Below are 21576 nucleotides of genomic sequence, written 5' to 3'. Positions count from 1 at the left end.
AATGAAAAAATTCCTGCTTATCTCAACAATGCTTGGTGCAGCAGCGTTTAGCATGCCAGCAGCAGCAGAAACGCTGCGCATCGGTTTAGCCACGGCCCAGTCGGGTGGGCTTGCTGGCTATGACTCGCCTGTCGTCGAGGGTTTCCACATAGCTGTTGACGAAATCAACACTGCCGGTGGAATCGGCGGCAATGTGATGATTGAGCTCATTGAAAAAGATGTACGTTCTGATGCTGCGCAAACGTCAATTGCAGCGCAGGAGCTGGTGGACGAAGGCGTATCTGTGCTGATTCTGCCCTGCGATGCAGATCCGGCGCTTGCAGCTATCGGTATCGTTTCCTCGGCGGAAATACCGGCCATTTCAACCTGCGCCTCTTCGCCAACGCTGCCTATGATTGGTGGGGAGTACATGTTCGCCAATTTCCCAGGAGACAACGTTCAGGCGACAGTCTCCGCCAGCTGGGCATATGAACAGGGGCATACCTCTGCTTACATTGTTTACTCACCTGATACTCAGTACACGACAATGCCGCTCTATTTCTCTGAAGTGTTTGAAAAGCTTGGCGGAACAATACTGGGGCAGGATACACATTCCATCGGCCAACAGGATTTTTCAGCTATAGCAACGCGGATCGCGGCATTGTCACCGCAACCTGACGTAATTATGACATCGTCCTACGAGCCTGATTTTCCATCGATGCTGAAAGCGTTGCGGGCAGCAGGTGTGACAAGCCAGGTGATAGGATCTGACGGGATTGACAGCCCGACGACCTTCTCGCTTGGTGATGTTGGGGAAGGCGTAGTTTTCACCACCGCAGGTCACGCGACCGAGGGCAGCCCTTTGGCAGCCTTTAACGCCAAGTACGAGCAAATTACCGGCAACCCGTCGGAAACCGTGTTCAACGCAGTTGGTTACGATCTGGTGAAAGTGCTGGAAGCTGCGGTGATCGCGGCGGGCGGTTCCACTGATCCAAAAGAACTGCGGGATGCGATTGCAAATCTTGAAAACGTACAGGGCGCAACCAGCCTTATCACCTACAAGGGGACAGACGGCATGCCAGTGCGTGAAGTCACCCTTATTCGTGTGAAAGACGGTGCGCGTGAACTTGTAGGTCAGCCCAGCCCGGACGCCTCGCTGATCCCAGCACCACGCATGCAGTAAGGTCAGATATCATGGCACCTCTTCTTTCAGTTCAGTCGTTGCAAGTACGGTACGGCCCTATCGAAGCGGTGCGTGGAATCGACTTTGAAATCAAGGAAGGCGAGATCGTCGCCTTCCTTGGCGCTAATGGCGCTGGCAAATCTTCGACACTTAATGCGCTTGTCGGGCTTGTGCCCGTTGCAAGCGGGACAGTTACATTTAACGGTTCCGATATCACCGATTGGCCGCCCGAAACACTTGCGCCAGCAGGGATGACTTTGTCACCCGAAGGTCGGCATGTTTTTGGAACACTAAGCGTTTCAGAGAACCTGTTAATGGGGGCTTACAGCATCAAAGACAAAGACGCTGTCAACGACGCCTGGGAGCGTGTGTATACGCTTTTTCCGATCCTCCACGAACGAAGAGACCAATTTGCAGGTACTCTTTCGGGCGGCCAACAACAAATGCTGGCCGTAGGCCGCGCGCTGATGAGCAATCCACGCCTTCTTTTGCTTGATGAACCATCCCTTGGGCTTGCGCCCAAAATTGTTGGGCAGATATTTGATTTGATATCTTTGCTGCGCGAACAAGGTGTCACGCTTGCCCTTGTTGAGCAGAATGTCTCGATGGCTTTGAACATCGCAGACCGCGGATATGTCCTTTCAAGTGGAAAGATCGTTGCGGCAGGCAGCGCATCTGAGCTTTCACAATCAGATGCCTTGCAATCTGCCTATCTGGGAGGTGAATGATATGGACCTGTTTTTACAACAAACCGTCAATGCATTTGCCCTAGGCGGCACTTACGCCCTCTTGGCACTTGGGCTCGCGGTGGTGTTTTCGATCATGGGCCTGATCAACTTCGCCCACGGCGAACTGATGACAATTGCCGGGTATGTCTTGATGTATTGTGGGTTGGCGGGATTGCCGTTCCTGTTGTCTGTCCCGCTTGCTATTTCGGCCTCGATGGTTGCTGCGGTCCTTATGGAGCGTATTGCGTTTCGCCCTGTCAGGAACAGTTCCGGGGCGACAATGCTTGTGACGAGCTTTGCTGTCGCGATGATTTTGCAGGTACTCTTTCAAAACCTGATTTCAACGCGATCGCAACCGGTTCTGCTTCCTCAACTTTTGTCTGACAGTGTAACGATTGGTGGTCTTGTAATCGGTGTTAACAAAATTGCTGCGATCGTCTCAACCCTCGTGATGCTGGTTGTTCTTGATCGGTTTATGAAACACCAGAAAACCGGAATCGCCATGCGCGCAGCCGCCGAGGATTTTGGTGTGGCGCGATTGATGGGTATTCGCGCGAATACGGTAATTGCCGGGGCCTTTGCTTTGTCAGGTCTGCTGGCAGGTGTTGCTGCTGTGCTTTGGGTAAGTCAGCGCGCGTCAGTAGACCCGTTGATGGGATTTATGCCAGTTCTAAAAGCTTTTATTGCCGCAATTCTTGGTGGGTTGGGCAGTTTACGTGGAGCGGTGGCCGGAGGGTTCCTGCTCGGCTTTATCGAAATTTACCTAGCGGCGTTTTTACCACATGAATTTCAAGAATTCCGTGAACCTATAGGCCTTGGGATCGTCGTTCTTGTTTTGCTGTTCCGGCCGAATGGGTTGATACCGTCAGCCGCCCTGAAAGCAATAAAGGTATGAGCCTCGTTCATTTTGACGTAACTGATACCCAACTTCTTGGGCCTGATGATCCAGCCCCGGTCGAAGTTGTGAATGCGGAAGCCACCCATCCGGTTCTTCTGGTTTGCGAACATGCCGGGCAAGCTCTTCCAAAACGGCTGGGCGATTTGGGAATAAGCACTGAAGCGCTGGATAGCCACATTGGTTGGGACATCGGGGCCGAGGGTGTGACCCGGCGCATAGCGCATATTTTGGGGGCACCTGCCGTGCTTCAGCGCTACAGCCGTCTGGTGATTGATTGCAACAGACCGACGGGAGCACCAGACGCAATTCCGGAGATCAGTGACGGAATATCAATTCCGGGGAATTCGTTACTGGATGCACAATCCCGCAACGCACGCGTACAGGAGATTTTTGATCCGTTTCAGGATGTTGTGTCCAAACAGCTTTCCAGTTTCCCCCGCCGCGCCACGTTTTCGATACATAGTTTCACTAGGTCCATGAGCGGTGTGAACCGTCCTTGGGATATTGGGTTTCTTTATCGCAGGGACACCCGCACATCAGAATGTTTGGCAAAGTTTGTGGCCGACGCGCGACCGGAACTGAAAATAGGCATGAATCAGCCCTATCAGATAGACGATGTCTCTGATTGGTTCGTGCCAAATCACGGCGAAGCGTGCGGGCTGTCACACAGCCTCATCGAAATTCGCAATGACCATATCGAAACGTCTGAAGGGCAGGCTTTTTGGGCTGAGATACTCTCGGACGCATTTGATCGCTTACTCAAGGAAATATGAGATGACCCTTACAAGAGATATTCCTCTGGTGCCGGAAGACTCTGCACTTCTGTTCATAGATGTTCAGAATTTCAGTGCGCATCGTGATGGCGCCGAGTTTTCAGATTTGCTTCCCGCAAAGTTTGAAGAAAAATATGGCTGGTATTTTGATCAGCTTGAAACGCGTATTATTTCAAACATGCAACGGCTACAGGCTTTTTCCAGAAAGGCCGGCGTCGAAGTCATGTATACAACCATTGAAAGTCTGACGCTGGATGGGCGTGACCGCAGTCTTGATTACAAGATAACCGGTTTTAACGTGCCAAAGGGATCATGGGACGGCAAAGTGATTGACCAGATCGCACCCGAGGGGGACGAGATGGTATTTCCAAAGTCATCCTCTTCAGTTTTTGTTTCTACGCATATCGACTACGTTCTGCGCAATCTTGGAGTTAAGCAATTGGTGCTTTCTGGGCTTCTGACCGACCAGTGTGTCGAAAGCGCAATCCGGGATGCTTGTGATTTGGGCTATCTGGTTACGCAGGTAACGGACGCCTGCCTGACCTATACTCAGGCACGGCACGATAATTCTGTCTCAACGATCAAAGGATACTGTCGGCAAGTCACAACAGACGAGCTGATCTCGGAACTACAAGCATAAACGGTGGAACCATGACGTCAGACGCAACGCTCTATGATCGCGACCGGAAGTCCGTTTCGGCGTTGCAAAAATTGCGGTTCTTTCCATTAGCGCTGAGAGGCGGCGATGGGCGCTATGTGATCGACGATTCCGACCGACGTTTGCTTGATCTCTCGGGTGCTTGGGGTGCTGCCAGCCTTGGGTATGGTCACCCGGCTATCCGTCAGAGTGTTGACTCTGCACTGCAATCGCAGGCCGGCGCGTCGATATTGTCCTCCACCAATGCGCCCGCAGTAATGTTAGCGGAACGTTTGTTGCAAATTGTTCCGGGGTCGGGCGAGCGACGCGTCTGGTTGGGGCATTCCGGAAGCGACGCGAATGAAACTGTCGCACGGGCAGTGGTCGCTGCGACAGGTCGCAACCGAATTCTTGCTTTCACGGGGGCCTATCATGGCGGCACGCAGGGCTCGATGGCGATATCGGGCCATTCTGCGCAAGAAGGTGTTGCGAAATCCGGCGGTCTCACCCTTGTGCCTTATCCAAACCCGTACCGACCCTATGAGGGTGACCCAAACGGCAATGCCTTGCTTGTTCATATCGAAACTCTGCTTGAAACCTCTTGTCCCGGAGAAGAGGTCGCTGCATTTTTCATCGAGCCGATACAAGCTGATGGTGGGTTGATCGTTCCTCCTGCGGGGTTTTTGCGAAAGCTGGCAAAGCTCTGTGCGCGATATGAAATTCTGACAGTATGCGACGAGGTCAAAGTAGGGCTTGCCCGCCCCGGTAAGATGAATTGTTTTGAGTGGGAAGATTTTACGCCCGATATCGTTGTTTTGGGCAAGGGTCTTGGCGGTGGTTTGCCAATTTCTGCGGTTATTGGCCCCGCAGAAATCATGAATGTTACAGTCTCGTTTTCGATGCAAACCTTGCATGGAAACCCGGTTTGCGCATCAGCGGCTCTGGCTGTTCTGGATACAATTCAACGCGAAAACCTGATCACGCAAGCCGCTGAAACAGGTGATTACCTGATAAAAACCTTTAAGAGCGTGCAGTCCGGACAACCGGTGATAGGTGATGTGCGGGGGCGTGGTCTCGCAATTGGGATCGAGCTAGTCCACAATGACGCAAAAACGCCAGCGACGGACCTTACCCGCAAAGTTGTTTACCGCGCCTGGGAACTTGGTGCGGTTTTCTACTACGTTGGCATGCAGTCAAATGTGTTGGAATTAACCCCTCCGCTAACTTTGACCCGCGAAGAAGCGGACAAAGGAACAGAAATAATTCTACGTTCAATCGAAGATGCGATTGCAGGAAATGTTTCAGATGAAGCTGTTGCCGAATTTACGGGCTGGTAAGTCTATTTTGTTTAAGGACGCTTGAGTAATTGTGGATGCAGAAGTCCTGAAAGATTTTAGACCATTTAATTGCTAATAATATCAATGCATTGCTTGCCCTTGCCTAAGCTAAGTTTGTTAATCCGTTTGAACGGTTAAACCGCTTCGTTACTTGCACACAAATTTCTCGCCGTGTTTTTCTGAGATTTTTGAAACTTCAGGGACTACAAAAAGCAGACAAAATGCCAAAGCTCACAGAGACCTTCGCCCTCAAGGTTCCCCAGACAAAAGCGGGCACGGACAAGCACCGGGACAGCGAGATCCGGGGGCTTGTGCTGTTTGTCGGCAAACGTTCCAAGACTTGGTATTTTCAGAAGGATGTAGGCGGTCAGACCAAGCGGGTTTTGATCGGGCGCTTTCCGGTTATCTCGGCGCAGGCGGCCCGACAGACCGCACTTGCGTTTGCCCTGGATTGGGGCAGGGGGGCTGGTAAGCAAATCCAGATTGGGGCACCCACGCTGGAGGCTGCGATGGAAGCCTATTTGATGCGGCCGAAACTGCGATCGGAAGCGCACAAGACCGGGATGAGATTGCAGTTCAGTCGACATTTGAAGGATTGGTTAAAACTGCCGCTGGATGAGATCAGCAAATCAATGGTTGCCACCCGTCATCGGGAAATGGCGAAGACACCGTCGGCGGCCAACCATACGCTGAAGTACTTTCGAACTGTCTACAATCACACGCGCCGGACGATCGGCTTGCCGGAATGCCCGACGATGGCAATCGAATGGTATGAAGAGCGGCCCAACGGCACGATCATTGAAGACCTCAAGCAATGGCGCGTGACGGTGAACAACCTCCACAATCCAATTCACAAGGTCTTCTATGAACTTGTTCTGTTTACGGGGCTTCGGAAGGCCGAGGCGCTGTCTCTGGAGTGGAAGAATGTGTGTGAAGATCACATCCACCTACCGCTGACGAAAAATGGGCGTAGCTTTGATTTGCCCATACTGCAGTTCCACCATGAAATCCTGGCACCCTTGCGTGGGCTCAGTCGGGAGTGGGTGTTTCCGTCTCCCAAATCTTCATCAGGATATGTTGGCAAACCCGAGCGGATGAAATGGGGTCCTCATGCCCACAGGCGTACCTTTGCGACCGTAGCGATGGAAGCGGGGGTATTGGAAGAGATCGTCGGTAGAGCGTTTCAATTACCGGAAGGTATCTGCCGACAAACAGAAAGAAGAAAAGAATAAAGAAAAGAGGTACTTTGACCGAAGGAATTCTGGCGCATTCGCATCGTCACCAAGGGCAGAGGTTAGTGCAAAAGAAAGTGCTAAGAAACTAGAAGCGGTTCATTTAAAAGTGGTCGATCTGCTTGGGGGAAGAACACTGGGATGGGGGCGACTGATGAAGATTCCAGAGCAAGAGCTCAGCAACATCGGAACTTCATTCATGAACGGAACGCTAGACTATGATCAAGCTGTCAGGAAATTGCTCGAAGCACTGGATGAAGAATAGTTGCAGTCAATGGTTGGAGTAGGTGACGTGGGCCTTCAGGTTTCCTCTCCGAATACCAAGGGGAGGGGGGGGTATCGAAAAACTAAAACCCCCCTTTTCGTACCGGCGCGGGTAGCTCAGTTTACACGCCCGCCGATTTGAGAAAAAAAGCCCATATATCAGCACTGAAAAGCAGTATCGAGGATTTGGTTCTTCAGGTCAGAAAAGTGTTAATGTGGATTTGTCACATGAAGGAATAACACATGAGAGTATGCGGATGTGAGATATCGGCACAGGAGGTTCGGCTTGCCGTTGTCCACTTGAACGATGAAGGCAACGTGGAGATGCTTCGATTAAAGACCACACGAATAGAGCTCGAGGATGACACATCCGAGGCGGATCTGCGATTATTCCTGGCGGCTCTTCACGAGTTTTCTCGCGAAAACCAAATAGATACCTTTGCGGTCAAAACCCGTGCCAAAAAAGGCAGAATGGCTGGTGGAGCCGTATCCTTCAAAATCGAAACTCTCATCCAACTCGTAGAAGGATGTGACACCAGATTCGTCAGTCCCGTGGCACTCTCGCACTTTGCGAAGAGAGAAGTAGAGATATATCCTGAGAAGCTACTGGTTTACTTGAAGAACGCCTTTCTTGCCGGCGCTTATGCCTTGACCAAGGGCTGATTTCCAACCTGGCTGAGCCACCCTGCGGGTGGCGGTTTGTTGGCGCTGTCAGCGGACGTAGGAAGCACCGTTAACATCGAGTGTTTGACCGGTGGCATGAGTTGCCAATCCAGATGCAAAGAAACAAATCGCATTCGCAATCTCTTCCGCTGGCGCAATTTCACCGTAAGGAATTTCGTTTATCAGCCGTTGCCGAAGTGTTGGATCGTGGTCAAATTCTGATTGTGCCATGTCGGTTAGGACAAACCCTGGTGCAACGCCGTAAGTGTAGATTCCGTTGCCACTATAAGCCCGTGCCAAGGTCTTGGTTAGCGATACCATTGCACCCTTGGACGCTGCATATGACCAGTGATCCGGAGAGTCTCCGCGAAACGCCGCGCGACTGGCCACATTCACGATGGAGCCACCTACCTTTGCATGCAGCCAATGATTTATCGCTTCCCGGCTCAAATCAGCCGCAGAAATCAGATTGATCTGCAGGGTCCGCAGCCACAACTCCCGCCAGGCCTCATCGGGTCCTGTTCGATCTTCGGTAAGGAACACACCGGCATTGTTGACCACTACGTCGATCTTTCCCTTCCACTGCAAGGCATCGCTCCAAAGTCCGGAGGCTGCGCCGGCATCGCCGAGGTCCGCTCTTACAAGGTGACAACTATCGTGTCCTATATCGGACCTAAGCTTTTCGGCGGCATCCTGGTTCGATCCGTAGTGAACGACGACCGAACCGCCAGAAGAAGTAATTACCTTGACCGTTGCCGCGCCTATGCCGCGCGAGCCTCCGGTGACCAAAACAACTTTTTCAGAGAAATCCATGCTGCCTCCCAATTTGGGCATTTGCGGCCCAAAAACCGCGATACCGCATATGTTATAGCGCCGCCTAAGGCTCGCCAAGTCATCTGGACCCGGTGCTGCTCACCTCACTATTGCCTTGAGACCCGTCGATGGGGTGGGTTGCCTGAGTTTCGACCCAAACCGGTCGTTCGTGTAAGGAGCGGCGAACTACCGCTTTGAGCCCAATGTGTCGACTGCTGCGGGATGTCCGAAAGGCGGTAATGCGTTGTAAAGCAGTCGTCGGGTCTATTTGAGCTTAGAGCCAACTCTGGATGCAAACCGCACGTGACTCAAAGTGTGGACCTGCGTTTGCGCGAATGATATTGACGGGGTCGAAAAAGGGGCCATTAAATCGCAAAATTTACTTTGCAGGTGGTCAAATGCCGTAGATTTAATTGTGGAGACGCTACACCGTGATACGATCTGATCTCACCCAAGACGAACTCAGGTCTCTTCTGGAAGACGATGAAACCGAAATGAGCGTTGTGTTCTCGGATCCATCCTTGCGCGATAATCCGATGATTTATGTCAGCGACGAGTTTGAGACGCACACCGGGTATACGCCTAAGGAAGCTGTCGGAAATAACTGCCGGTTCCTGCAAGGCCCGGAGACAAACCCGCATGCGATCGAGGCGATTCGCCAAGGCCTTAGGGCAGAAACGCGGTTCACAATCGACATCCTGAATTACCGCAAAGACGGTTCGGCCTTTGTGAATCGTTTGCGGATCAGACCGATCTATGACCCTAGCGGTCGTCTGATGTTCTTCGCCGGTGCCCAGAATCCGATCTGACCCACACGCCCCTGACTATCCATTTGAAAGCCGCAGGATGACAAGCGCGGCACCTGCGACATGCGTCAGCGTCATAAGAACCGAGAGCGTCAGCAAGGCAATTTCAAACATCACGGTCCTTTCGGTTTGCGGGCGAGCCCCAAGTATATGACGCTTTGCAAGGGCAGAGGCCCAAAGACCAGATCACCGCGTCGGTTGATCCCGCGTGGGCCCAGCCCTGTTATCGGGCCCGGCACAAGGGTCGCGTTCTCGATGGCAACGCGCAACTCCCGCGGTTTGATGAAAAGTTCGGGGTCGTGGGTGCCCTTGGGCAGAAGGAGCAGGATGTTTTCTGCAATGGTGATGATACCAAGGCGCGAGATGGGGTTGCGGTGGATCGTGTCGAACAGAAAGGTGCCACCGGGTTTCAGGACGCGCTCGACCTCGGCCAGCACCTTGGTCAGATCGTCGACATGTTCCAGAACATCGACGCAGACGACGGCATCAAAATGCCCGATGTAATAGGGCAAGTTCTCTCCAGCACCGACATCATACCGGATCGACTTGCCCGACGCGGTTGCGTGGCTGCGCGCGGCGTCTATGGCCTGCGCGGCCGGGTCGATCCCGGTGACATTCGCGCCACGGTCGTTCAGTGCTTCTGCCATGAAGCCCCCCGCACAACCCAGATCAAGCACATCCAATCCACGCCAGTCGATGTGACGATCAAACCACTTGAGGCGTCCGGGAACGAGGTTCTTCAGCGTGCGGACCCACCGGATGTCGTCCGACCACCACTGGCCTGCGACCTCGTCATAGATCTCGAGATTATTGCGCATTGTTCCAGTCATGCTCGCTCCTGCTGGTGAGAGACGGGATGGTAAACGTGCGATATGGGTGTCTTTCGCTTGCCTCACAGGCTGTCCGTTGGGGTATTTGCCGCCCGAACACCAATGTATCCCGCCACCTTAGAAAGCGCCGGCCTGACCGGAAGAAAGCCGCGGTAAGCTACTTCTAGTACGGGTATTACGCCCGGAATTTTGGCCAGCCGGGCCGCCCACGCCCAACCGGGCAAGGCCGCCCAAACCGCCACGAATGCGCGTGCGCCAGACAACAAGGTGCCATCCGGCAGCCGCACATGGAAACGGCGCATTGCGTCGCCGCATGCAAGCCCTGTTCCAAGGTCGGCATCCTTGCCGGACACATCGACGAACGTGAGTTGGTCGCTTCCGTCCCGCGATGCATAATGATTGATCTCGGCCGAGCAGAGTGGACAAGAGCCGTCGAAATAGAGGGTTGGGCCTTCGGTTTCGTTGCCTGCCAAAGGAAAGTTTTGTACCGCCTGCAGGACGATCAGGCCCGTCTTATTGCGTTGCATCGGCTGCCACTCCGTTACGTTTAAGGATGCGCTGTAGAGTGCGCCTGTGCATGTTCAAAAGCCGCGCTGCGTATGAAACATTATCGCCCGCCTCATGAAAAACATGCTCAATATGCTCTATGCGGGCCTCGTTCGGCGAAATCGGATTGACCGGTGCCGGAGGAACTTGATCTTTCGGTGCGCGTAGAACGTCGACTATTTCGTCGGCCGTCGCTGGCTTGGCAATATAGTCCACAGCACCAATGCGCGCCGCTGCAACAGCGGTAGGAATGTCACCATATCCCGTTAAAATGATCGCCCGTGCCTCGGGGTCGTGTTTTTCCAACGATCTCACGACATCGAGACCGCTGCCATCGAGCAGCCACAGGTCGATGACCGCAAAGCCGGGAACGTCCTGTTCGATCGCTGCGAGCCCTTCGGCCACACTGGCGGCTGTCCGGGCCTCAAAGCCGCGTTTCTGCATGGCTATTGCGAGGCGGTCACGCAGGGCATCATCATCTTCGACGATGAGCATCGAATTATTGTCTATGATATCCAACATTTTGAGCACCTTTGAGTTGTATACGGAGCCCGACGCTGGCTGGATTGCCATCGCGTCAATCCGTCGCTCCACCAAATGACTAGCTGTTCAAACTTCCAAGTACAGCGGGGTCGATCTGGTGTCCTCTTGGGGACTAGGCTGTAGGTCCTAAACCGTACAGGTCGATTTCGTAGAATTGCGGTGTAATTGAAATCTGGCCGAGTTGACCGTCCTTCCATACCTTGGTCTCATCAATGGAGCAGCGGCGGTTAGTCGTCAGGCTCTGGGATCTAGGTAGCTCAGACTTTCTTTAAGGATCTGCTTGTCCAGTTTAAGCGCCGCCACGATCTATTTGAGGCGCCCATTCGCCTTCTCCAGGCAGTGCATCTTCGACGGTTGTTATCGTTCCATTCCGCCAAGCCATTTTGCCGATTATACTACGTGACATCGCTGATCCCGATACCGCGACAGGCCGATGCAAAATTACTGCCACCCGCCGACCTAAACTCAATAGCGCGCAGTAGCATCAATACATCCTCGTCCGAATGCCGTTTCCTTGCTACTCAGAGCCCCCTGGCGAAACAAGTGAAGTGCCTCAGTTTTAAGTGGTGGAACGGCACCCATACTAACGTGAATCGCCTCTCCAACGGAAAGGATAAGTGATCCATAGCGAGCATTCTTCCGTAACATAAATATAGAAAACACGTGGAAACAAACGGCGTTCCAGAAGTGGGCTGCCGGATTAGAAAGGAACGCCAGATGAAACAGCTTGTCGTTAACGGATGGAATTTCATATTTGATGCTAATGTCAGCCCGCTTCGTAACATTCCCGATGTTGGGACACGACACTATGTGTTTCAGGCTTTGGCATTCATGTGGGCTGTTGCTTTTGCTACCGCTATCGGGAGCTACACGATATTTGCAGTAAGTATTCTCGGGCACACTGTCTTGATTGCGGCTGCAGCAATTACGGTCGCAACTTACACCACGGCTGCAAAGAAACCGAAGATGTTTGTATTCGGTTCGGGTCGTAGCAATGATGACGAACACGTTTAGCTGAAATAGCTGCCAGCGCAGCGAACGCTCACGTTTTCATGCGACCCGGCCATTTCGCACTCTGAAACACCCTAGTAGCACCGAATGATTGTTCTGAGCCCAATGTGTCGGATGCTGCATGCGCCATGGCCCTTGTGTTTGTTGCGAGCTACCAGACGTTTCAGTTTAGGGGGCAAGTGCGGACGCCTATGAGGCGGAATAAAAGCCGATGCTTGATACGGCAACGAGTGCACTAAACTCGTGACCTATTGCCACTATTCCGATGCGCCGAAGGCGTGTTGGGTCAAACAACGCTTCCACTCTATGCGCGATGAATGATGAGAAAGGTATTTGGACAGTCTGCCATTCAGACTTGGTCTCGAAGTCAGTGCGAAAGGATTGCCAAGATCGAGCTAACTGCGCCGTACGTAGCCGGAAGTCATAGATATGACTGTTCCCCCATACGGTCGCCTGAATGCCGTCCCAGGCGCTAATATCCACGCTCGAGCCATCCTGGCACAAATCAAACGCCATTTGGATAAATCCACCATTGTTGTCGAGAGAAACTTCTCCGCGTAGAACGGTTGCCTCTCGCCCTTCAAATATCTCATGAGTGACGTTCCCTGTAGATACGCCACCCATCACTGTGTCGGCCACGAATTCCCAATGAGGGTGAAGTTGCATGTTCTAGATCGCTCCTTTTATCCTGCGTTCTCTGCACTGTAGCGGTATATGAACCACGTCACACCTGATGTCGCTTGTAGGCCGGTTTTGATCTTTATGGTGACCACTTTCCCATATTTGAGTGAACCAAAAACGACTCCGACCCGTAACTATATTATCCAGCAAGGTGCTGGTGATAAATCTCATGGGAGAACTAAGATGATCCGCCGTACTTTTATTGCCCTCACATCAGCAGCCGCCTTTTCCACCGCTTCAATGGCGTTTGCAGATGGTCATTCCAAAGACATCGTCGACACTGCCGTTGGCGCAGGATCTTTCACAACGCTCGTTGCAGCAGTTCAGGCTGCTGGCCTTGTTGCCACCTTTAAAGGAGAAGGTCCGTTCACGGTTTTTGCACCCACAGATGAAGCTTTTGCCGCCCTGCCAGAGGGCACTGTTGCGTCGCTCTTGCTCCCCGAAAACAAAGACCAATTGGTTGCGATTCTGACCTATCATGTTGTCGCAGGCAAGGTGATGAGCACCGACCTAAGCAACGACATGGCGGCTCCTACGGTGCAGGGCGGTGACCTCAAAATTATGACCGAAGGCGGCGTAACGGTGAATGGTGCCAATGTTGTGACTGCGGACATTGAGGCCTCTAACGGAGTAATCCACGTCGTCGATGCCGTGCTTTTGCCCAAGTAAACAATGTTTGAATGGTCGCCCGTTTCGCGGGCGACCGACCCCTTTCCTACAAAACTACAAACTTGGAGTGAGCATGAAGGTTTTTTCAATCGCAGCCTGCGCAGCCGTCTTCGCAGGACCATCTTTCGCTGACGTGCGCGTCCAGTTTTTGGAACGTGCACCGAAGGATACTTTTATCGTTACAAACCAAGGGGCCTGTGCGATCGGGACTTCGGAGTTGGTCATTGATTTTCAGGGGACAAGCGCGGGGCTGATCTTTGACGTGTCAGGGTCGGGTGCGGGTGTGGAGGTGTTCCAGCCCTTTGAGGTGACCGAAGGCGCAGATTTTTTGACCAGCCTACCTACCATCTCTGATGGTGATCAAACCGCGACGCTATTGATCAATAATTTGGACCCGGCGCAAAGAATTGCGTTCACGATTGACGTTGATGACACGAATGGTGTGCGCGAAATCACTGTATCAGATAGCGAGATCAACGGTGCCACGGCAACATTGATCACAGCGCGCGATCGGGTGTCATCCGTGTTTGACACGAAGGCCGAGTTGGTGTTGCCCACGGCCGCTTGCTTGTCTTGAAGACACTGCAAAACAAAGCGCAGTCATGAAGCTTCGTTTAATCCTAGGCGATCAGTTATCGCTTTCGGTCGCGAGCCTTACTGATGCCACGAAAGAAGATCTGATTTTGATGTGTGAGGTCCGCCAAGAGGCGACCTATGTCAAACACCACAAAAAGAAGATCGTGTTTCTGTTTTCTGGGATGCGCCATTTCGCGCAAACACTCGTGAGCCAAGGGTTCAATGTCCACTACGTCGCATACGACGATCCAAAAAATACGGGGTCTTTGCGCGACGAGGTTGCTCGATTAACGGATGTGTATGACATCTCCGAGGTCATTGTCACAGCCCCGGGTGAATACCGCTTGCTGGCAGAGATGAAGCAATGGTCTGATGCGCTGAGCTTGCCAGTTACAATCCGTCCTGACGACCGCTTCCTGTGTACGACGGATAAATTTGCCGCTTGGGCCAAAGATCGCAAGCAGCTCCGCATGGAGCATTTCTACCGCGAGATGCGCCGCAAACATGCTGTGTTGATGTCCGATGACGGGCCGATCGGCGGGAAGTGGAACTATGATGCAGACAATCGCAAATCCCCACCTCAAAACCTGAAGGTACCTGACCCATTTCAAGCGGATGTTGATGACATCACCCAAGACGTCATTGCGCTTGTGGCTGAACATTTTCCCGACCACTTCGGCGATATCTATCCATTTCATTTCGCCGTGACGCGCGGCGCTGCTTTGCAAGCTCTGGATATGTTTGTTGATGAGCGGCTGAGGCTGTTTGGGGATTATCAGGACGCAATGGTCCAAGACGAACCATGGATGTTCCACAGTCACATCGGGCTTTATTTGAACTGCGGGTTTCTTACCCCCTTGGAGTGTATCACCCGTGCAGAGGCGGCCTTTCATGACGGGAGCGCGCCGCTGAACGCTGTTGAAGGATTCGTTCGGCAGATATTGGGATGGCGTGAATACGTGCGCGGCATCTATTGGCTCAAAATGCCCAACTATAAGTCGATGAATGTCCTTGAAGCCAAGCGCCCGTTGCCCGAATTTTACTGGACTGCCGACACGCAGATGAACTGCATGCGCCAATGCATTACGGAGACCAAGCAGAACGCCTATGCCCATCATATCCAACGGTTGATGGTCTTGGGCAACTTTGCATTGATCGCAGGTCTCGCCCCGGCGCAGGTCAATGACTGGTATCTATTGGTCTATGCGGATGCATACGAATGGGTCGAATTACCGAACGTGAGTGGCATGATCTTGTTCGCGGATGGCGGGCTGTTGGCGTCAAAACCCTATGCGGCCAGCGGTGCCTACATTCACAAAATGTCGAATTACTGCGAGTCTTGTCGATACAATCCCTCCGTAAAAAACGGCCCCAAAGCCTGTCCGTTTAACTATCTGTATTGGGACTTTATCGACCGCAACGCAGCCAAACTGCGTGGCAATCCAAGGATGGGATTTGCTTATAAAGGTCTGGATCGCATGACGGACGAGAAGCGAAGCGCGATCCGCGCGGATACTGAAAGGTTTTTCAACGAGATTGAGGCATATGAAAAAGGCTAACCTTCCGCAGAAAATATGCCACGTGTGCGCACGGCCCTTTAGCTGGCGCAAGAAGTGGGAAAAGGTTTGGGAAGACGTGCGCTATTGCTCTGCCAAATGTCGCGCCACGCGAAAGACGTCAGCAGCAAACGAAGGGATGCAATGACCCGAATGGCTCTTCTCTCAACCTTGCGGCAAACTGCCTACGACCGTTGCATTTCCCGCGCTGGCTTATCACATCTAGAAGGACAAAGGAGTAACACATGCGCTCACTTAATTTGCGAAGGCTGGCGCTGGTTGTCGCTCTGCTTGTTCCATCACTTGGCTCGGCCGAGAACGCTATGATTGAATTCCCATTGTCTGAACCCGCCCTTTGAGATTACTTCAGCGATCAGGTTATGGGTGGGGTTTCGGAAGGCAGCACGACATTCGAGACCGTTGGTGAAAAGCCCGTCTTGCGGTTGACTGGCCGCGTCAGCACGGCCAACCGCGGCGGATTTATTCAGGCCCGTACCAAGTTGGATGCGCCATTGCCTGACACCGCGCAAGGCATCATTTTGAATGTGCGCGGCAACGATCAACCTTACTACCTGCACCTCAGAACAAAGTGGACTGTTTTGCCGTGGCAATTGTATCAAGCCGAATTTGATACATCTCAAGCATGGCGGGAAGTGCGCATTCCGTTCGAGGCATTCGCTCCTTACGGCGGGCTTTTACGCCAATCCTTCAAGATTTCAGATGTTCGTAGCATTGCCGTCGTTGCCTTTGGACGAGACCACAACGCAGATTTGTCTGTGCGTGCCATAGGAGTCTATTGATCCAAGGAAATTCCTCTCCGAACAAAGAACTGAAAAAAATGTATGGCGATAATCTTATACCCAATCAGCACAACGACATCTTACCCCGCGATATCTAGTGGGAGTGTCGTCCACTGACTGACGCTTCTGCCGGAAATGCTGCGAAGAGCATGAATGTTAATAATTCGAAAGCTTCGGCGCAGCGTTGACCAATGTGGTGAATGACTGCTTCGGGCGGTAAACAGACCCTGCGAACACCGCCTCGGATGGCAGCTTAGTCCCGCTCAGCAGTCGTTGGCGCAGACTGCAGCGAACTTCTGCTTTGAGCCCAAATTGACGGTACTGGTTTTCGTATTCGGATCCACACGGGGTTTGCACAATTGGAGTCGGTATCGCTACAGTGGTATCTGTCCATAGGGAGGCTGTCATGAAATCCGAAACTAATTCGGTCGTCGACCACTATACCCGCAACAATCTGATGGAGCGCATACGTGAGGCGCTTTCTAGTGCAGGTCACGATTCCGACATCCTGACAGTTTCAATGCTTAGCGAGCTTGATCACCTGCATGGCGGAGGTCTGACAACGACTGAAGTTCAAGCCGAACTTGCTCAAATACCATTTGGCTGCCAAGTTCTTGACGCCGGCTGTGGTATCGGCGGACCTAGCCGGTATCTGGCAGACACCTACGGTTGTCAGGTTTCCGCAATCGACCTTACGCCTGAATTCGTCGAAGTGGCCCACCAACTAAACGAACAGGTTGGTCTTGACGACAAAATCACCGTAACAGTTGGAAGCGTTACTGAGCTTCCTTACGAGGATCATAGCTTTGATGTGGTTTTAAGTCAGAATGTATCGATGAATGTGGCTGACAAGACTAAGATGTTCAGCGAAGCTTTTCGTGTTCTCAAACCACGTGGAATATTCACATTCAGCCATCTTGCTGATGGCCCGAACGCGCCGCCGATTTATCCGTTGCCTTGGGCGCTTACTCCGGATGTCAGCTTTTTGGAAACTCCACAGAAAATCATAGATGTGTTGTCGGCCGCCGGATTTGTTGAAATTGAAGATAAAGCCTCGGTGGCAAGCTCAAAACCTGGCGGTCCGCCGCCGTCGGGGACGATCGGGGGAGCGCCAGCAATGGGCGACGATATGCCCGCAAGAATTCAGAACTCGATTCAGTCAAATCAAGAGGGCCGACTGATACCAATGATGGTAGTTGCTCGCCGCCCATCCTAAGTCGGACCGCGCAGCACACATTGCCGATTTAGGGTTCTTCTAATTTGGAATAAATCAGTCAAATTCCCGCACAGACCAGTATTGTCGACTTTGTAAGCGCAGGCACGAAATCAGGGTCTGACCACCCAACGCTGAAGCAGAGCGCGTCTCAGTCCACCGAGGGATGATTATCGGGCAAGCATCTCAGCCAAAATGGTGTCGAAATCCTCGCCCGCCTCGGCCCGGGCGATGAGTTCCAAAAGCCCGGCATGCCCGGCCTTTCGTTCAATGCGCGCAACCTCGGTGGCTGCGGCTCTATATGCGCGGCCAACGCCAAGAGCGCGATAGGCGTCGCCCCAGTTCCAGAAGTTACGCACTCTACGCACGCGCGCTCTGTCGGAGGCAGTGATCTGACCATGCCAGATAGGATGATTTGCGACATGGGTCGCAAGCCCTTCGTCGAACCACGTCGGATACGGCTGCCGGACAAGGTTCGAAATACCCATTGACCGGTGTAGCCGCGAATGGGTCATCTCATGCGTGAGTGTTCCTTGCGTCAGACCTCCTGGGCTGACCATGACCGCCATATCGGCTATGGAAAGCCCGTTCCCGCCGATGCCGAAAGAATGTGCACAGACCCGTGTGGTGCAGAGAATGAGTGTCGGGTGCGCGGCATCGCCGAAAAAGTCGATCACCCTCGCGCGCGATGCGTTAGCAATGTCCAGAAGCTCACCCGCGCGACCTGGTGCATCGGTCCAAACGCGTGGCGCGATTTCCGAAAGCCCATAGGCGTGGGGTATCGCTACACGGTGGTTTCCCGGAATAGCCACGCCCAGAACCAGCGCGGCGAGCACCCCGTTGGTGACAAAACTAAAAATCCGGGCTAGCACGGCGATCAACCAGTCAAAATTTCGGCCAATGCCACCCTGCGCAATCGAAGACGCGGGAGCGATCAGCGTTGGAATCTTCTGCGCTATATACGCTGTTTAGGTTCTCGTTTTCTTCAGTCATTTTGAACCTCCACAAGCAGATGTCTGCGCTCACTTGGTAACGCATAGTCAAATTATGACAACTTCGGAACTCCTCAAAGTTGAACGCTTTAACTATCTTAGCAAACGGCAGCTTTATCCGCATAGCAGTCATCGGTGCAGACGGCAGAGAAAGTCTGCTTTGAGCCAAAACTGGCAATTCTTTGCGAAGTGACTAGTGTCGGCTTTGGTATAAGGAGCACGCAATATGAGCAGCATGAAAGCGGTTGTCGTCCGCGAAGCCGGAGGGCCGGACGTCTTGAGCGTGGAAACCATGGCAATCCCAACACCGAAGCCTGGTTGGGTGCTGATCCGCGTGCGGTCCTTTGGGTTGAACAGATCAGAGCTTTTCACCCGTCAAGGACATTCTCCGAACGTTCCTTTCCCCCGTGTACTTGGAATTGAAGCGGTGGGCGAGGTTGTCTCGGCACCAGATGGTGGATTTGGTGAAGGCGACAAGGTTGCGACCGCAATGGGCGGAATGGGCAGACAATATGATGGCGGCTATGCCGAATATACTCTCGTCCCCGTGGGGCAGGTTCAGAAACTTGACACAACGCTGCCTTGGCATGTCCTTGGGGCGCTGCCCGAGATGGTTCAGACCGCGTGGGGGTCACTGCATACCTCACTCGGGGCTAAGAGCGGCGAAACGCTTTTGATCCGCGGCGGCACGACTTCGGTGGGTTTGACGGCAGCGATTATTGCCAAGAATGCAGGTTTGCGCGTGCTGGCGACTTCCCGACGAGAGGACAGGCGCGACATGCTACTGAAGAATGGCGCTGATGAAGTCTATATTGACGGAGGTGAAATTGCCCCTGCCGTTAGGGCGGCCCATCCAGAAGGTGTGCATCGGGTCTTGGAACTTGTCGGAACGACAACGCTGCTGGACAGCCTGCAATGTACCGCGATGGGCGGCTCCGTCTGTATGACAGGTATGGTCGGGAACGCATGGGAGCTTGAGCACTTCAGTCCGATGGGGGCGATCCCAACAGCGGTGAACCTGACGACCTACGCGGGCGGCGCTGAGGACTTCATTTCGACGCCATTGCAACAAGCGGTCGATGCCGTAGCGGCGGGAACTTTCATCCCGCCGATAGGAAAGACCTTTTCCATCGATGATATCGTCGCGGCGCACCGTGCGATGGAAGAAAATACCGCAGGCGGAAAAATTGTGGTCACGACGTAGGAGCATAGCAGACATCTGACCAAGCCGGACGAACGGCAACAAAGTCCGCACAGCAGACCTAGGGTTGCAACGCGGCGAATGACTGCTGTGAGCCCAGAGTGTAAAAATTCTGCGGTGCAGCCAATGACCGCTTCTCAAGTTACACAAACCAAAGAAGGGCGTAGCCATGCTGTACTTTCCGAATGCATGTCAGTCAGCATTAGTAAAATAGGACCGCTTCCAGAAGATCACAGCCAAGAATAGCAAACTGACGAGGTTAGGCACTAAAATTTGCGCAAGCCCAAGCCGGTCGCTCACAGTGAGCAAAGCAACAATCCCATTGAGAATGAATAACCCAATGTAGAAAAAGGCCCACTTCACGCCCCAGGGTTTTCCATTCCAAAGGGCGTAAAAGAATATCGCAGGCCCTATGAAATCGAGAAACAGGACTACGAGAAACGCGCCAATGCCGAACACAAATATACCCAACACCGGCAAACCGTTTTCCATCAGGTTTGGTAGGTTCATCGCCGATCCTAAAGCCCACACGACCATCACGACAGACAGAATCTTAAGCGCTAGAGGAATGGGCTTCCAGCCCGTTCGTCGTGAGACTTCCGCGCTCATTTTATACTACCCATGAGCTCCGCAAGTTTATCGAAGGCTTGGTTCCATCCACCTTCACCGGCTGAACCCTCTGGTACACCGACGTGAACCATCGTCATCGTGGTCTTGCCGCCGGCTTCGCTCAGTTCAACAATGACTTCGGTGATATCAGGGTGCCCCGATGGCATACCCATGCTTTGGGGAGAGATAATCGTGCCGTCTTCGTCGCACATGCTTTCAGTATAGACGAGGCGAGACGGGCTTTTGATCTCTTTGTAAACACCTATAAACCACATCGACATCGTGCGCTCAGGCGACTTCATCTCCATACAAATCTTGCGTGTTCCGCCGACAACCAAATCCATTTCGGCTGTTGGAACAGACATCCCCATGGGGCCGTACCATTGCTTGAAAAGCTCTGGATCAGTCCACATTTTCCAAACATTCTCAATCGAAGCATCAAATTCACGCTGTAACTTTACCCAAGTTTGTTGATCACTCATCGCTTGTTTCCTTCATTGTCAGGAGAATTTCGTTCATCACGTCAAAACGCGTGACCCAGATGTGGCGGTACTGATCGGTCCAATCGGCGACGACTTTTAGCGGTCGTGCATTCAATGTGCAGGGTCGGAATTGCGCATCCCGACCCCGTGTGATCAGACCAGCATTTTCAAGAACACGGATATGCTTTGAGATTGCAGGCAGGCTCATATCGAACGGCTCTGCCAAGGCGTTTACGGTTGCTTCGCCCTGCGCCAGATGCGCAAGGATCGCTCTCCGGGTCGGATTGGCTAAGGCGGCAAAGGCCACGTCAAGCTGATCAGACTTATCCATAGCTGCATTTAATATACCACATGGTTAATTAATCAAGTGGTATAATACAGAGATCAACCCAACTTGTGAATCTCGCATTCACTAGTGTTTCCCAAAGCCGACATTGCTGAATATCTACTAATCGGCAGCAAAGTCCCGGCGGTTTCAACGGGTGGTCGCAACACTTTAGTCTTTTTGGAAAGATGGAGTGTTAGAGATGAAATATCGGACGCGGACGTTTTAC

Annotated in this window: 25 protein-coding genes and 1 pseudogene; 17 read left to right on the top strand and 9 right to left on the bottom strand. The window is 52.8% G+C overall.

All coding sequences use genetic code 11. The features are described from left to right. Position 1 precedes the first annotated feature (1 nt). From MWU63_RS19570 to MWU63_RS19535, 8 genes are all read left to right on the top strand, one after another. Positions 2 to 1162, top strand: coding sequence for an ABC transporter substrate-binding protein (locus tag MWU63_RS19570; RefSeq protein WP_246531842.1), 1161 nt, complete (start codon positions 2 to 4; stop codon positions 1160 to 1162). Positions 1163 to 1173: 11 nt separating this feature from the next. After that, positions 1174 to 1890 (top strand): ABC transporter ATP-binding protein, encoded by a 717-nt coding sequence (locus tag MWU63_RS19565; RefSeq protein ID WP_247079663.1) that lies wholly within the window; start codon positions 1174 to 1176, stop codon positions 1888 to 1890. A 1-nt stretch (position 1891) separates the two neighbouring features. Next, on the top strand, positions 1892 to 2785 hold the full coding sequence (locus tag MWU63_RS19560) for a branched-chain amino acid ABC transporter permease (RefSeq protein ID WP_213890989.1): 894 nt from the start codon (positions 1892 to 1894) through the stop codon (positions 2783 to 2785). Beyond that, positions 2782 to 3561: an N-formylglutamate amidohydrolase gene (locus MWU63_RS19555; RefSeq protein WP_213890991.1), complete on the top strand. Its 780-nt coding sequence runs from the start codon at positions 2782 to 2784 to the stop codon at positions 3559 to 3561. The genes MWU63_RS19560 and MWU63_RS19555 overlap by 4 nt, the downstream gene beginning before the upstream one ends. Position 3562: 1 nt before the next feature. After that, positions 3563 to 4201 (top strand): isochorismatase family cysteine hydrolase, encoded by a 639-nt coding sequence (locus MWU63_RS19550; protein ID WP_213890993.1) that lies wholly within the window; start codon positions 3563 to 3565, stop codon positions 4199 to 4201. Between the two features lie 11 nt (positions 4202 to 4212). Then, a complete protein-coding gene (locus MWU63_RS19545) occupies positions 4213 to 5535 on the top strand; it encodes an aspartate aminotransferase family protein (RefSeq protein WP_247079661.1) in 1323 nt (440 codons plus the stop codon). A 221-nt stretch (positions 5536 to 5756) separates the two neighbouring features. After that, positions 5757 to 6767 (top strand): integrase family protein, encoded by a 1011-nt coding sequence (locus MWU63_RS19540; RefSeq protein WP_247079659.1) that lies wholly within the window; start codon positions 5757 to 5759, stop codon positions 6765 to 6767. A gap of 507 nt (positions 6768 to 7274) precedes the next feature. Beyond that, on the top strand, positions 7275 to 7694 hold the full coding sequence (locus tag MWU63_RS19535) for a DUF3010 family protein (RefSeq protein WP_247079657.1): 420 nt from the start codon (positions 7275 to 7277) through the stop codon (positions 7692 to 7694). Positions 7695 to 7742: 48 nt separating this feature from the next. On the opposite strand, the gene MWU63_RS19530 is transcribed toward MWU63_RS19535, so the two are convergent. Then, the gene (locus MWU63_RS19530) at positions 7743 to 8507 is read right to left on the bottom strand and encodes an SDR family oxidoreductase (protein WP_247079655.1); all 765 of its coding nucleotides are present in this window, start codon (positions 8505 to 8507) and stop codon (positions 7743 to 7745) included. A gap of 431 nt (positions 8508 to 8938) precedes the next feature. Between MWU63_RS19530 and MWU63_RS19525 the strand changes: the two genes are divergently transcribed. After that, positions 8939 to 9316 (top strand): PAS domain-containing protein, encoded by a 378-nt coding sequence (locus tag MWU63_RS19525; RefSeq protein ID WP_247079653.1) that lies wholly within the window; start codon positions 8939 to 8941, stop codon positions 9314 to 9316. A gap of 110 nt (positions 9317 to 9426) precedes the next feature. On the opposite strand, the gene ubiG is transcribed toward MWU63_RS19525, so the two are convergent. The 3 genes from ubiG to MWU63_RS19510 form a co-directional block, all read right to left on the bottom strand. Then, positions 9427 to 10131: a bifunctional 2-polyprenyl-6-hydroxyphenol methylase/3-demethylubiquinol 3-O-methyltransferase UbiG gene (gene ubiG / locus MWU63_RS19520; protein ID WP_247079668.1), complete on the bottom strand. Its 705-nt coding sequence runs from the start codon at positions 10129 to 10131 to the stop codon at positions 9427 to 9429. A gap of 74 nt (positions 10132 to 10205) precedes the next feature. Continuing rightward, positions 10206 to 10670: a DUF393 domain-containing protein gene (locus MWU63_RS19515; protein ID WP_247079651.1), complete on the bottom strand. Its 465-nt coding sequence runs from the start codon at positions 10668 to 10670 to the stop codon at positions 10206 to 10208. Next, positions 10657 to 11211 (bottom strand): response regulator, encoded by a 555-nt coding sequence (locus MWU63_RS19510; protein ID WP_247079649.1) that lies wholly within the window; start codon positions 11209 to 11211, stop codon positions 10657 to 10659. The genes MWU63_RS19515 and MWU63_RS19510 overlap by 14 nt, the downstream gene beginning before the upstream one ends. Positions 11212 to 11949: 738 nt before the next feature. Here MWU63_RS19510 and MWU63_RS19505 point away from each other — a divergent pair. Then, a complete protein-coding gene (locus tag MWU63_RS19505) occupies positions 11950 to 12246 on the top strand; it encodes a hypothetical protein (RefSeq protein WP_213891422.1) in 297 nt (98 codons plus the stop codon). A 186-nt stretch (positions 12247 to 12432) separates the two neighbouring features. On the opposite strand, the gene MWU63_RS19500 is transcribed toward MWU63_RS19505, so the two are convergent. Further along, positions 12433 to 12909, bottom strand: coding sequence for a CIA30 family protein (locus MWU63_RS19500; protein ID WP_213891420.1), 477 nt, complete (start codon positions 12907 to 12909; stop codon positions 12433 to 12435). 198 nt (positions 12910 to 13107) lie between these two features. Here MWU63_RS19500 and MWU63_RS19495 point away from each other — a divergent pair, with 198 nt between their 5' ends. The 6 genes and pseudogenes from MWU63_RS19495 (at position 13108) to MWU63_RS19470 (ending at position 17741) form a co-directional block, all read left to right on the top strand. Next, positions 13108 to 13593, top strand: coding sequence for a fasciclin domain-containing protein (locus tag MWU63_RS19495; protein ID WP_213891418.1), 486 nt, complete (start codon positions 13108 to 13110; stop codon positions 13591 to 13593). Between the two features lie 73 nt (positions 13594 to 13666). Continuing rightward, a complete protein-coding gene (locus MWU63_RS19490; protein WP_213891416.1) occupies positions 13667 to 14170 on the top strand; it encodes an aggregation factor core in 504 nt (167 codons plus the stop codon). Between the two features lie 25 nt (positions 14171 to 14195). Further along, positions 14196 to 15728 carry a cryptochrome/photolyase family protein gene (locus tag MWU63_RS19485; protein WP_247079647.1) on the top strand — a complete coding sequence of 511 codons (1533 nt, stop codon included), beginning with the start codon at positions 14196 to 14198 and terminating at the stop codon, positions 15726 to 15728. Continuing rightward, a complete protein-coding gene (locus tag MWU63_RS19480) occupies positions 15715 to 15873 on the top strand; it encodes a DUF2256 domain-containing protein (RefSeq protein ID WP_213891413.1) in 159 nt (52 codons plus the stop codon). The genes MWU63_RS19485 and MWU63_RS19480 overlap by 14 nt, the downstream gene beginning before the upstream one ends. 229 nt (positions 15874 to 16102) lie before the next feature. Beyond that, positions 16103 to 16525 (top strand): annotated as a pseudogene (locus tag MWU63_RS19475) (CIA30 family protein); the annotation flags it as partial. Positions 16526 to 16931: 406 nt separating this feature from the next. After that, positions 16932 to 17741 carry a class I SAM-dependent methyltransferase gene (locus tag MWU63_RS19470; RefSeq protein ID WP_247079645.1) on the top strand — a complete coding sequence of 270 codons (810 nt, stop codon included), beginning with the start codon at positions 16932 to 16934 and terminating at the stop codon, positions 17739 to 17741. A gap of 167 nt (positions 17742 to 17908) precedes the next feature. Here the strand turns inward: MWU63_RS19470 and MWU63_RS19465 are convergent, their stop codons facing one another. Next, the gene (locus MWU63_RS19465; protein WP_213891407.1) at positions 17909 to 18610 is read right to left on the bottom strand and encodes a hypothetical protein; all 702 of its coding nucleotides are present in this window, start codon (positions 18608 to 18610) and stop codon (positions 17909 to 17911) included. A gap of 346 nt (positions 18611 to 18956) precedes the next feature. On the opposite strand from MWU63_RS19465, the gene MWU63_RS19460 reads away from it, so the two are divergent. Further along, positions 18957 to 19934 (top strand): zinc-binding alcohol dehydrogenase family protein, encoded by a 978-nt coding sequence (locus MWU63_RS19460; RefSeq protein WP_213891405.1) that lies wholly within the window; start codon positions 18957 to 18959, stop codon positions 19932 to 19934. A gap of 189 nt (positions 19935 to 20123) precedes the next feature. On the opposite strand, the gene MWU63_RS19455 is transcribed toward MWU63_RS19460, so the two are convergent. From MWU63_RS19455 to MWU63_RS19445, 3 genes are read right to left on the bottom strand one after another with little or no spacing between them, the layout of a single operon-like run. Then, positions 20124 to 20540 (bottom strand): hypothetical protein, encoded by a 417-nt coding sequence (locus tag MWU63_RS19455; RefSeq protein ID WP_247079643.1) that lies wholly within the window; start codon positions 20538 to 20540, stop codon positions 20124 to 20126. Next, positions 20537 to 21022 (bottom strand): SRPBCC domain-containing protein, encoded by a 486-nt coding sequence (locus tag MWU63_RS19450; protein ID WP_213891402.1) that lies wholly within the window; start codon positions 21020 to 21022, stop codon positions 20537 to 20539. Before MWU63_RS19450 ends, MWU63_RS19455 begins: the two co-directional genes overlap by 4 nt. After that, positions 21015 to 21353 (bottom strand): metalloregulator ArsR/SmtB family transcription factor, encoded by a 339-nt coding sequence (locus MWU63_RS19445; protein WP_213891400.1) that lies wholly within the window; start codon positions 21351 to 21353, stop codon positions 21015 to 21017. The genes MWU63_RS19450 and MWU63_RS19445 overlap by 8 nt, the downstream gene beginning before the upstream one ends. Positions 21354 to 21576 lie beyond the last annotated feature (223 nt).

The sequence above is a fragment of the Pseudohalocynthiibacter sp. F2068 genome (genome assembly GCF_023015645.1).
GTDB classification, from domain to species: domain Bacteria; phylum Pseudomonadota; class Alphaproteobacteria; order Rhodobacterales; family Rhodobacteraceae; genus Pseudohalocynthiibacter; species Pseudohalocynthiibacter aestuariivivens.
The sequence above is the reverse complement of the archived record's forward strand: the minus strand, read 5'-3'. Positions and strand labels throughout refer to the sequence as shown.

Bases quoted from the DNA above. Each gene is read 5' to 3' on its own strand.
- MWU63_RS19480 (WP_213891413.1), top strand. From the start codon at position 15,715: ATGAAAAAGGCTAACCTTCCGCAGAAAATATGCCACGTGTGCGCACGG.
- MWU63_RS19485 (WP_247079647.1), top strand. From the start codon at position 14,196: ATGAAGCTTCGTTTAATCCTAGGCGATCAGTTATCGCTTTCGGTCGCG.
- MWU63_RS19495 (WP_213891418.1), top strand. From the start codon at position 13,108: ATGATCCGCCGTACTTTTATTGCCCTCACATCAGCAGCCGCCTTTTCC.
- MWU63_RS19530 (WP_247079655.1), bottom strand. From the start codon at position 8,507: ATGGATTTCTCTGAAAAAGTTGTTTTGGTCACCGGAGGCTCGCGCGGC.
- MWU63_RS19560 (WP_213890989.1), top strand. From the start codon at position 1,892: ATGGACCTGTTTTTACAACAAACCGTCAATGCATTTGCCCTAGGCGGC.
- MWU63_RS19500 (WP_213891420.1), bottom strand. From the start codon at position 12,909: ATGCAACTTCACCCTCATTGGGAATTCGTGGCCGACACAGTGATGGGT.
- MWU63_RS19460 (WP_213891405.1), top strand. From the start codon at position 18,957: ATGAGCAGCATGAAAGCGGTTGTCGTCCGCGAAGCCGGAGGGCCGGAC.
- MWU63_RS19565 (WP_247079663.1), top strand. From the start codon at position 1,174: ATGGCACCTCTTCTTTCAGTTCAGTCGTTGCAAGTACGGTACGGCCCT.
- MWU63_RS19455 (WP_247079643.1), bottom strand. From the start codon at position 20,540: ATGAGCGCGGAAGTCTCACGACGAACGGGCTGGAAGCCCATTCCTCTA.
- MWU63_RS19510 (WP_247079649.1), bottom strand. From the start codon at position 11,211: ATGTTGGATATCATAGACAATAATTCGATGCTCATCGTCGAAGATGAT.
- MWU63_RS19450 (WP_213891402.1), bottom strand. From the start codon at position 21,022: ATGAGTGATCAACAAACTTGGGTAAAGTTACAGCGTGAATTTGATGCT.
- MWU63_RS19545 (WP_247079661.1), top strand. From the start codon at position 4,213: ATGACGTCAGACGCAACGCTCTATGATCGCGACCGGAAGTCCGTTTCG.
- MWU63_RS19490 (WP_213891416.1), top strand. From the start codon at position 13,667: ATGAAGGTTTTTTCAATCGCAGCCTGCGCAGCCGTCTTCGCAGGACCA.
- MWU63_RS19570 (WP_246531842.1), top strand. From the start codon at position 2: ATGAAAAAATTCCTGCTTATCTCAACAATGCTTGGTGCAGCAGCGTTT.
- MWU63_RS19445 (WP_213891400.1), bottom strand. From the start codon at position 21,353: ATGGATAAGTCTGATCAGCTTGACGTGGCCTTTGCCGCCTTAGCCAAT.
- MWU63_RS19535 (WP_247079657.1), top strand. From the start codon at position 7,275: ATGAGAGTATGCGGATGTGAGATATCGGCACAGGAGGTTCGGCTTGCC.
- MWU63_RS19470 (WP_247079645.1), top strand. From the start codon at position 16,932: ATGAAATCCGAAACTAATTCGGTCGTCGACCACTATACCCGCAACAAT.
- ubiG (WP_247079668.1), bottom strand. From the start codon at position 10,131: ATGCGCAATAATCTCGAGATCTATGACGAGGTCGCAGGCCAGTGGTGG.
- MWU63_RS19550 (WP_213890993.1), top strand. From the start codon at position 3,563: ATGACCCTTACAAGAGATATTCCTCTGGTGCCGGAAGACTCTGCACTT.
- MWU63_RS19515 (WP_247079651.1), bottom strand. From the start codon at position 10,670: ATGCAACGCAATAAGACGGGCCTGATCGTCCTGCAGGCGGTACAAAAC.
- MWU63_RS19505 (WP_213891422.1), top strand. From the start codon at position 11,950: ATGAAACAGCTTGTCGTTAACGGATGGAATTTCATATTTGATGCTAAT.
- MWU63_RS19540 (WP_247079659.1), top strand. From the start codon at position 5,757: ATGCCAAAGCTCACAGAGACCTTCGCCCTCAAGGTTCCCCAGACAAAA.
- MWU63_RS19555 (WP_213890991.1), top strand. From the start codon at position 2,782: ATGAGCCTCGTTCATTTTGACGTAACTGATACCCAACTTCTTGGGCCT.